Annotated in this window: 8 protein-coding genes and 2 pseudogenes; 8 read left to right on the top strand and 2 right to left on the bottom strand. The window is 50.2% G+C overall.

Annotated elements, in window-relative coordinates:
• The 7 genes and pseudogenes from ACO53F_RS09380 to ACO53F_RS09350 all read left to right on the top strand — a co-directional run.
• Nucleotides 1–78, top strand: a pseudogene (locus ACO53F_RS09380) (low temperature requirement protein A); the annotation flags it as partial.
• 53 nt (nt 79–131) lie between these two features.
• Nucleotides 132–680 (top strand): annotated as a pseudogene (locus ACO53F_RS09375) (IS256 family transposase); the annotation flags it as partial.
• 459 nt (nt 681–1139) lie between these two features.
• Complete coding sequence (locus tag ACO53F_RS09370) at nt 1140–2180, top strand: aggregation-promoting factor C-terminal-like domain-containing protein (RefSeq protein WP_485138201.1); 1041 nt, start codon at nt 1140–1142, stop codon at nt 2178–2180.
• 224 nt (nt 2181–2404) lie between these two features.
• Entirely contained in the window at nt 2405–2689 is a 285-nt protein-coding gene (locus tag ACO53F_RS09365) for a helix-turn-helix domain-containing protein (RefSeq protein WP_485138200.1), read from the top strand.
• Nucleotides 2690–2801: 112 nt separating this feature from the next.
• Nucleotides 2802–3218, top strand: coding sequence for an ORF6C domain-containing protein (locus ACO53F_RS09360; RefSeq protein ID WP_485138199.1), 417 nt, complete (start codon nt 2802–2804; stop codon nt 3216–3218).
• Nucleotides 3215–4414 (top strand): hypothetical protein, encoded by a 1200-nt coding sequence (locus tag ACO53F_RS09355; protein ID WP_485138198.1) that lies wholly within the window; start codon nt 3215–3217, stop codon nt 4412–4414. Before ACO53F_RS09360 ends, ACO53F_RS09355 begins: the two co-directional genes overlap by 4 nt.
• Nucleotides 4415–4702: 288 nt before the next feature.
• The gene (locus ACO53F_RS09350) at nt 4703–5326 is read left to right on the top strand and encodes an RNA polymerase sigma factor (RefSeq protein ID WP_485138197.1); all 624 of its coding nucleotides are present in this window, start codon (nt 4703–4705) and stop codon (nt 5324–5326) included.
• 506 nt (nt 5327–5832) lie between these two features.
• Here ACO53F_RS09350 and ACO53F_RS09345 read toward each other — a convergent pair.
• Complete coding sequence (locus ACO53F_RS09345; protein WP_485138196.1) at nt 5833–6603, bottom strand: response regulator transcription factor; 771 nt, start codon at nt 6601–6603, stop codon at nt 5833–5835.
• Nucleotides 6600–7682, bottom strand: coding sequence for a sensor histidine kinase (locus ACO53F_RS09340; protein WP_485138195.1), 1083 nt, complete (start codon nt 7680–7682; stop codon nt 6600–6602). Before ACO53F_RS09340 ends, ACO53F_RS09345 begins: the two co-directional genes overlap by 4 nt.
• Nucleotides 7683–8293: 611 nt before the next feature.
• Here ACO53F_RS09340 and ACO53F_RS09335 point away from each other — a divergent pair.
• Nucleotides 8294–9388 carry an LPXTG cell wall anchor domain-containing protein gene (locus ACO53F_RS09335; protein WP_485138194.1) on the top strand — a complete coding sequence of 365 codons (1095 nt, stop codon included), beginning with the start codon at nt 8294–8296 and terminating at the stop codon, nt 9386–9388.
• The last annotated feature ends 237 nt before the right edge of the window (nt 9389–9625 follow it).

Here is a 9625-nt window from a genome sequence, read left to right as displayed (position 1 = left end):
GCTATAGCCATTCATTTTATTTATTTTTATATGACACAGAATAAAAAATATTCCAGATCTAACTGGGAGTTATTTTGATGAGTTTATAACATAAAAAAAGCTTTGGGAACCAAGGCTTTTTTTTCATTAATTTGTTTTTCCATCAATCCCTACGTGCCCGTGGTTTGAGCCAGCCCACTCTGATTATTTCAGACGCTCATTCTGGGCTTAGAGCGGCCATCCAGCACTGCTTTGTTGGGGTACCTTGGCAACGTTGCGTCTTTCATTTCTTGTCCAACATTGTCGAGACCATCCCCAGAAAGGGGAGTCTAGAGGCGCGCGCTAAGTTTAAGGCCATTTTCCAGGCGCCCACCGCTGAACATGCCAGACGGCTCAAGGAAGAGTTTGAGGCCTCTGTCGCGGACAATCCTCGCTATCAGAAGGCCTTAAAGGTTTTAGATGAGGGATTTGAAGATGCCGTGCAGTTTATGATGGAGCCTGAGATTTATCATCCTAATTTGCGGACTACTAACTCTGTCGAACGTCTGAACCGTGAAATCAGACGGCGGGATAAGGTCATTGGCGTCTATCCTAATATTGCTTCCGCTGAGCGATTAATTGGCGCCATCCTCATTGATTTAAACGATGCCTGGCAGGCTAACGCACGCCCCTTCCTTGTCAACTTCACCAAACGCAAATAAGCTATAGGACAGTCTACATATTTTTACACAGGATTTTGGACTTGACTTCAAAAGCCCGAAAAGCCGCGAGCCAGTGGACCACTCCGTCGAGTGGACCACTGGCTCCCTGGGACCAAGGCAGCAACCAAAAAGCCCCCAGCCCCACACCAAAAAAAGTTACAAGCAGGTTACAATCCTCGCCCTAGATAACAAACTTGCGTCAGCTTGGGGCGGGATCCTTTAAAGCTGATTAACATCTGGGGCATTTTCCCCACAGGAGCGCCTAATTAGGGTATGATAGATACGTGACACGAGGTGGAGGGTCACTGGCCGCGCCAAGTTTGGCGGCTTTTCCTAGCTTAATAGGTCTAGGTCAGCAAGTCCGGCATATTCTTGGCTAATTTAGTCCAGCGCCTACCCACTCAAAGAATTTAACGTCTGCGCCCGAGGGCGTGTGCGATGTATAAAGGAGATATCTATATGAAGAAGACACTTAAAGTGGTGACTGCCTTAACTGTATTAGGTTTTGCAGCACAACAAGCAACTGCCTTAGCCGTAGATTATTCTGATGCGTCTGTAACCGGCTGGGTTCAACGGACGGTTGAACATGTCCGCAACTCTGTAACCAACTCACAATACTATGTGGTACAGTGGGGCGACACCTTATGGACCATTTCTCAGGCCTTAGATGTGCCAACAGAATCCTTAGTCGGTCTCAACGGCATTGCCAACCCAGACTTGATTATTGCAGGGTCTGTCATCTACTATAACCCTTCCGCTAATACCGTAACCTTAGACGACCGTCAAGGTAATGTGGAAACCGTTCAAGCGGATACCCACCAACAAGTGGCCGCTGAAGCTGTTCCACAAGAAGTTTTATCTGAAGCAAGCCAACAACCAGTTGACTTGTCACCAGTCACTCAAGTTCATCAAGCGCCAACGGCTTCTGCCGCTGCTTTCCAAGAAGCACAAGCCGCAGCTGCAGCCCAAGCTCAAGCCCAAGCTCAACCAGTTGCTGAGCCTGCTAGCGCCCAAGAGCAAGCAAGCCAATCTTCTGAGTCTCAAGTCGAATCTGCTAGCGAAATTAACGCGCCAGTTTCTGTTGAAGAAAGCTCAAGTCCTGTTGCGGAATCTACAGCTCCTGTAGCTGAAACGCCAGCTCCAGTTGAAGAAGCGCCAGCGACTCCAGCTCCAGCTGCACCAGCAGTCGAGGAATCTTCTGAGCAAGCTGCTCCAGCTGCTGAAGAAAGCAAGACCGAAGAAACACCAAGCTCAAGCTCAGGCTACCAAGGCATCCAATCCGCAGCCAAAGAATGGATTGCGCAGAAGGAATCCGGTGGTGACTATAACGCAGTCAACCCATCAGGTCGTTACATCGGCCGTTACCAATTAACTGCTGAGTACTTGAACGGTGACTACTCCATCGAGAACCAAGAACGCGTGGCTGACGAATACGTTAAGAACCGTTACGGTTCTTGGGAAGCAGCCAAAGTCTTCTGGGAAGCCAACGGCTGGTACTAAGAAATACAAGAGAGACGGGAAGTTTAGCTTCCTGTCTTTTTTTGTGCCTATAAATAATGCCGCTTAGTACCGGTCCCAGGCCAAAGTCAGTTAACAAAAGTTAACAAGTTGTGCGATTTTACAAGAAATAATTAAAATCATCTTGAAAATTCGTGAAGATGGGAATATGATGTAGTTGTAAACCTTTTCTTAAAGGTAATACAAGTTAGAAAGGAGGGATTACAATGGCAGACTATCGTGCTAACAGCGATGAGGATTATGATGCTGGCTTCTTGATTCAGTTGATTGAGGCAGATTACGGTAGCCAGAAGGAACGGGCCCAACGTTATGGGATTGACCGCTCCCTCTTAAACCGCATTATCTGCGGCCACTATAAGCCGCGGCGACGCGTGGCCTTGCGTTTGACTCTGGGTCTCAATCTAGACAACGACGCCTTCATTCGCATCTTCTACCACCAATTATGGTTGCGCGAGCATCCTGAAGCGGCAGAAGACAGAGCTCAAGGCTGATGCCATCATTTCAGAGAAGATATCGAGCCGTGACCCGGTGGCCACGTCCTCAACTAGCCAAGCGGCTAGCGCTCGATAGCAAGCACAGTTGTCACCAATAGGGGGAATACTTATGGCAACGAATGTTAATAAAAACACAAATAAAGCAAATTCTCTGTCACCACAAGATGTCCAAACGGTCCTAGCGGCCCTCATGAAATTGGCCAGCGACCGTCCCGCCCTAGAGAGTCGGCCAGAACCGGTGATCCTACCGGCCGTCGCCGAAGGTCTGGCTTCTATTCGCCGTCAGTGCCTGAGGGAATGGTTGGGCGGACCTCAAGCCCCAGCCTATCTCAATGAGGGGCTGCGCTACCGCCTCTTCCACCAAGCCCAACGCGACTTCAAACTCCAGTTCGAGGTCAGTCGCTTCGACATGATTCGCCAAGGCGACAAGCAAGCCGCCCTGGATTTCTGGGCCAAATGGCAACCTTCTAGCGCCCTGCGTCAGGCCATCCAAGCCTGCAATGAGAGAGAGGGGCAGGACCTATGAGCCTCAAACGCGTCGTCGACACCCGCTTCTGGAATCAAGTAGACGTCATGGAACGCTATTCCTCCCAGGACAAGCTCTTTGCCTTATACCTCATGACCTGTCCGCGGTCCACGCAACTGGGCATCTATTCCCTGCCCAAGCGGGTCATTGCCTTCGATATGAGTCTGGACGATGCTCAGGTAGGACAACTTCTGGCCCGCTTTCAAGACGATTATCAGGTCATCGCCTATTCCGACCAGACCCAGGAAGTGGCTATTCTGGACTTTCTCACTTATAGCCTAGTCAAAGGCGGCCAGCCGGTCGAGCGCCTGCTACGTAACCAGGCCGAAGATGTCCGCGATAGCCAACTCCTCGTCAAAGTCTTCCAGCACCTAGCCAGCTATTATGAGCATAGCCACCGCCTGATCGACCAGCTGTCCCAGGAGGTCCTAGCCACCGAACTTAAGCGTCGCCAGGAGTTAGGCAGTGAGGGAGAAGGGGTGACTAGTTTGAGCCAGGGGACCCAGCCACTTAGTGCCAGTCAAGAGACTCATGTGGCTTCCAGGAGCCTAAGCACCAGTGACCTTCATAATCAAGATCCTAATCAGAATGACAATCAGATTCATAAAGAGAATCAGAGTCATAATCACAAACAGAATCAGAATCATAATTCAGCGTCCAAGCTGGTCGCTGATTCGGGGGGCAAATCACTAGCCAGTCAGCTCATGACTGATCCAGACCTGACAAAGGGATGCGACAGCGAATCAGCCTTAAGCCTGCCAATGATTAGCTTGGACAGCGACGCCAGTACCCAGCCCTTTGGCCAGGCCATCAGCCTACCAGACCAGAGTGCCAGTCAGCTGCTGACCCAGGCCCAGTCCTTGACCAACAAGGTTACTAACAAGCAGTCAGGCATCAGCCAGACCCTAGCCCGGGCCCAGTCCTTGACCAGTCAGCCAGGCCAGTCCCAGACGGGCATCAACCAGCAGACTATGGACCAATTTGTCCGGCTGGAGCGCGACATGGCCAAGCTGCGGCCCTTTTATGAGCGCTACTTTGGCACTATGACTGGGGCGGAAAGCCTGCAATTTCGGAACTGGCTGGATAAGATTGGTTATTGGCCCGTCATCGAAGCCATCGAGCAGGCTCATCGTCGCCAGGCCAAGAAGCCCTTTGCCTATATTAGCAGCATCTGCCAGCAGGCCAGCAAGTCCTAGCGCACCCTCGGCATCCACTATGAGGAGGGGAAATCAGGTCCCGTCGCTCCAAGCCGACGGACTTTTCAGACAAAAGAAAAGAAAACAACCGCCTGCGTCAACAAGCGGTTGTTCAGTCGAACTAGTGGGGTTAGTCTTAGTTTAACACAGGACGCGCCCCAATAGGTGACTGATTAAGCACAAATATCATGGCGCCTGACAAGCCTTGCCCAGGCTTGGCCTCATCCCTTAGGGTGAAATCGGGATGGGGAGTGTGGGCAGACTGGTGGCGCCCCAAGAGGTGAAACCATGCTGACACAAGACCAGACGCTGGCTCAAACAGCGCTCGTCGAACAGTATGGTGGGGTCATACACTATGTATTACATTCACAAGGTTACTACCGCGGCCATCCCGACTATGAGGACTTCTATCAGGAACTCTACCTCAAAGTCTGGGACCTGGCCCAGAAATTTAAGGGCCAGCCCCTAGAAGAGCAGAGCCACAGCCGCTTCGTTGGCTATGTCAAGCCGGCCCTGCGCTACTATCTCTGGGATTTGGCCCAGGCCGCTAGCCGCCGGCGCAGTCGCGAGCCCTTAGGTCTATTGGCAAATGGTGGCGGGGCTGAGACCGATTCGGAGTTAGTGGCTGATTTGCTGGCCCAGGATTTGAAGCGGTCGGAAACGGGCGCCTGGCAAGCCCAGCAGGGCGGGGCCCAGGAGTCTAGTCAGGGGGCGGACGCCTTCTTGGCTGCTGCTAGGTCGCGCCTGTCTGATAAAGAGGCAGACTTTCTGACTCTTTTGTTGGATCCGCGCCTGACCGACACCGCCAAAGCCCGCCAACTAGGCATCAGCCTCAGCTCCTACGACGACCGCCGCACCCGCTTAGCCACCAAGCTCTGGGATTTGAAGGGCTTGTTGAAAGGGGAGGGGTAGTTGCTTCATTTCGGGACTTTTGCCCGATTTCCGCCATTTTCTAGGAAGCTAGTGGTCCACCCTAAAAAGTGGACCACTGGCTCACGCTTTTTCGGAGCATTTACCGGATTTCTGCCTTTTTCCAGGAAGCTAGTGGACCACTCTTTAAAGTGGACCACTAGCTCACGCTTTTTCTGGGCATTTGCCGGATTTCCGCCTTTTTCCGGGTAGCTAGTGGACCACTCTTCAAAGTGGACCACTGGCTCGCGCTATTTCTGGGCTTTTGCCGGAATACCGCCTTTTTCTAGGAAGCTAGTGGACCACTCTTTAAAGTGGACCACTAGCTCACGTCATTTCGGGGTAATTGCCTGATTTCCGCCTTTTTCCAGGTAGCTAGTGGCCCACTCTTGAAAGTGGACCACTGGCTCGCGCCATTTCGGGGATTTTACCCTGGTTTCAGCCCCTATCCGTCTCACGCAAAAAGCACTGCCCCCCTTGGCGGGGAGCAGTGCTTTTGCTTTATTTACCTAGAGGATTTGTGGCTTGATATTGCGCACTTTGAGGGCGCGGATGACGCGGCCGTACTGGCGTTGGGCGATACCTAGGGAATAACTGCCTTCCACGGTTAGGGTGTGCAAGACGGGATTGTAGCTGACCACCTTGTCCAGGTTAACAATTTCAGAGCGGCTAATGGCCATGAAGGGTTCAGCCAACTCGTCGACCAGTTCTTTCATCGAATGGTAGAACTGATAGCGGGCATTGACAGCGACCACTTCCACGGTATGGGCCTGGGGCAGGGTGGCGAAGAAGCGAATCTTGTCGTAGCTGAGGCTAATCTGACTCTTACCTTGTTTGAAGGTGAAGACTTGTTTGGCCTGGCCATTGATACTGCGCCAGTTGTTGATAGTGTCCAGGCACTCCTTGACGCGTTGGGCCATGTCGTCCATATCATCCTTAGGAATGAAATCCAAAGCCTGCACCTTATAACGCAAGGACAGAGGCAGGTAGTCTTCCTTGGTCGTAACGAAAATAATCTTAGCACCATCGTCATATTGGCGGATCTGCCGCGCAATATCCATACCACTTAGCTCATGTTGTAAGTCAATATCCAGGAAGAAGATGGCATTTCCTCGCCGATCAGTCCAGCTGTTCAGGAGCTTGTCCGGGTCACCCGTCACGCAGGCTAACTCCATGGGATAATCCTCAATCATGACATAGCGTTCAATCAAATCCGCCAGCCACTGACGCTGCTTGGGGTTGTCCTCGCAAATATAGATGGGGAATTTGAAGTCTGTCATGGGACTAGCAACTCCTTCCGAATGAGTAAATGTTGGGTGAAGCGTTGGTTAGCAAATTGAGTGGTCAGTTGGAACTGACTTTCTCGCGCTAATTCTAAGGCGTTGCTCAGGCCCAACCCTCGGCCACTTCCCTTGGTGGAGTAGCCGGCTTCCAGGAGCTTGTTGAGGTCGCCTGGGTCTTCTTGACAGTCATTTTCAATGATAAGGTGAACATCGCCATCATCGTCAAAGACCGCCAAGGTCAGCTTGCCACCCTCCTGATTGCTTAGAGCTTCAATGGCATTGTCCAAGAGAATCCCGATGATACGCACCAAGTAGATAGGGTTGCGCTCAACATTGAGGTGAATCTCATCCGGCACTTCAATGTTGAGGTCTATGCCATTAGTACCGGCAAAGGCCAACTTGGTGAAGAGCAGATTGCGGACATCCGGACTTTGAATCTTGGACAGACGACTGAGTTCTAGGCCTAGCTGGTCGGTCATGACTTGGGTGGGTTGGATATGTTGATGGAAATAATCCGCCAGCCCCTGCCATTCCTGGTCGCGAATGTAGCCTTCCAGGGTCAAGAGGATGTTCTTATAGTCATGACGAAACTTGCGCATTTCCTGATATTGGTCGGCCATCATGCTAGAGAAGGCCTGACTCACCTTGAATTGCTCCTTCTCACGCGCGACTTCTTGGGATTGGTTCATAGCATGGTTGAAGAAAACAATAGATAAAATAGATAGGATAGGCAAGACCACGAAGGGGCTGAAATGAAGAAGCGTCTGAGCTGGACTTGCGTCATACATTTCGGTAATGGTTAGGGCCAAATCGCTATAAATAAAGAAGAAGTAAAGAGAAAGCTGAATCGGGATAATCCAGAAACTGAGCCGGTCGAACTGATTCTGACAATACTTATAAAAGGACATTTCAAGGCGAGTCAACAAGATAATAAGAATGAGCGAGATGATATGAGAAACGATAAGCTCAGTTTCGATAGATTCTATCTGGATATTTGAGAGAAAGAAGTCCTGAATAAAACCATCGAGTTTGAGGTTGATATAGGGGAGCGTAGCAAAAATGGTCGCTTTTACCATGGCATTGGTCTTATCATCACTAGGCTCGATTAGGGCGCCAGTCAGCAAAACAACAAATATAACTAGCTGCGAAACATAGGTAGGAAAACCAAAGATAGAAAATGAATAAGAAATCAAAATCACTGCCATGCTATAAAAAAAGGACATAGGCCAATTTTTAAGAGGATTTCGCTGAGCAAATATACCGATTAGTGTGTGGTAAGATTCACTTAGATTTATAAGAAGCTCCATAGAGTAGCTACCTCCATTGAATAATCTAATAATAAGTCATCGAAAATGATGAAAAAACTATCGAAAAAGACGAGTAGTCATCGAAAATGATGTTTTGAACATCGCTTTTGATCTTTTGCAATCGAAAATGATGAAAAAACTATCACTTATGACGACTTCGAACTATTTTCTATGATTCTATTATATAGTTATCTCATCAAAACGACAAGGAGTGTTAACGAAATATGAGTAAAAGATTATAAATATCTTGGAGTTTACTAGACAAATCAGCCCAAAACATCAAATTCGACGATTTTTAATCGATTTTGATGACTTTGCCCCATTTTGCTGGTCCAAGGCTTATACTATAGTCAAGAAAAGGAAAAAAGGAGAGACCTACCATGAAAGCAATTATTAAAAAGAGTATTACATTATTAGCAGCCGTGAGCCTGGCTTTGCCATTGGCACCAGTGCCGGTTGCCCAAGCGCAAGAGACCTTATCCGTTGTCAACCTAATGCCTAAGGCGGACGAGACAGCTTCCGAGAAGGGGCTAGTCAAGATTCATTTAGTCGACAAGGACGGCAAGGTTCACAAGACACTCTACTATACTAGCGTCAATACAGCTGATGTGACCTTGGGCCAAATCTATGACTTGCTTAAGGGCACTTATAAGATTGAGCGCGCCCCTCAGAATGTCAAGAGTGACGCAGCTAAGAAGCACTATGTCACAGACAAGGGCGAGTTTGACGGCCATACTTTTGAAGCCAACTTTGTCTTGGAAGCAGCCGACAGCCTGCCGGTAGAGGAAGCCCAAGAACCTAAGACTTACGCGGTGACAGAGTTGCCTAAGCAAAACCCTGTCTTAGACGCCCAACTCATGACGGTTAAGGTTCAAGATGACAAGCAAGCAGTCTCCGAAACCAGCCACTACCTGGTTAACAGCGAGACCAGCCAGTCTGCCTTCGACATGGCGGCCCAAGCTTTCGTCAAAGCCCATCCCGACTACAAAGTCGACGCCAGCCAAGCTCAACAAGTGGGCCAAACCAACCCAGACGCCAAGGAAGAGGTGCAAACTAACCTGGGCACCTTCAAGGTCTACCGTTCCAACTATGTGCTGACCGCCGTGGCGGCCGGGCAAGCTGCGCAGTCTAGTCAAGCTAGTCAGTCTAGTCAGGCTGCCAATAGCCAAAGCCAAGAAAGCAAGGCACCAGCTGCCAGCCAATCTTCAGCCACAAATCAAGCATCCGGCGCCAACCAATCTTCTGCTACTAGCCAAGCACCAGCCGCCAACCAATCTTCCGGTGCTAACCAAAGCTCCGCAGCCAGCCAAGCGACTAAGGAGTCTAAAGAGCCAGGCGTTCGCTATGACCGTAATGGCCGCCGCCTCCCAAGCACTGGTGAAGCCTCCTCAATCCTTTCCCTCTTCATCATCGGCCTCCTAATCGTATCCGGCATCTGGATCGCCTACACCGAACACCGCAAACACTCCCGTTAACAGCAAACAGCCCTGCCATTCTAGTGGCAGGGCTTCTTTTGTGTTTTGGAAAAAGGGAGCGGAGCGCCGGCTGCCTAAAAAGATAGATTCTGGTAGAGCTAGTGGTCCACTCGGTCGAGTGGGCCACTAGCGCGCCCTAACAGTAGCCACTTGCCTCCAAAAAGGCAGAAAGAGCTGGAGCCAGTGGTCCACTCGGTCGAGTGGGCCACTAGCGCGCCCTAACAGTAGCCACTTGCC

Source organism: Abiotrophia sp. (assembly GCF_057275535.1).
The sequence above is the reverse complement of the archived record's forward strand: the minus strand, read 5'-3'. Positions and strand labels throughout refer to the sequence as shown.

Coding starts and splice junctions, on each gene's coding strand:
- ACO53F_RS09370 (WP_485138201.1), top strand. CDS start 1,140: ATGAAGAAGACACTTAAAGTGGTGACTGCCTTAACTGTATTAGGTTTT.
- ACO53F_RS09365 (WP_485138200.1), top strand. CDS start 2,405: ATGGCAGACTATCGTGCTAACAGCGATGAGGATTATGATGCTGGCTTC.
- ACO53F_RS09360 (WP_485138199.1), top strand. CDS start 2,802: ATGGCAACGAATGTTAATAAAAACACAAATAAAGCAAATTCTCTGTCA.
- ACO53F_RS09355 (WP_485138198.1), top strand. CDS start 3,215: ATGAGCCTCAAACGCGTCGTCGACACCCGCTTCTGGAATCAAGTAGAC.
- ACO53F_RS09350 (WP_485138197.1), top strand. CDS start 4,703: ATGCTGACACAAGACCAGACGCTGGCTCAAACAGCGCTCGTCGAACAG.
- ACO53F_RS09345 (WP_485138196.1), bottom strand. CDS start 6,603: ATGACAGACTTCAAATTCCCCATCTATATTTGCGAGGACAACCCCAAG.
- ACO53F_RS09340 (WP_485138195.1), bottom strand. CDS start 7,682: ATGGTAAAAGCGACCATTTTTGCTACGCTCCCCTATATCAACCTCAAA.
- ACO53F_RS09335 (WP_485138194.1), top strand. CDS start 8,294: ATGAAAGCAATTATTAAAAAGAGTATTACATTATTAGCAGCCGTGAGC.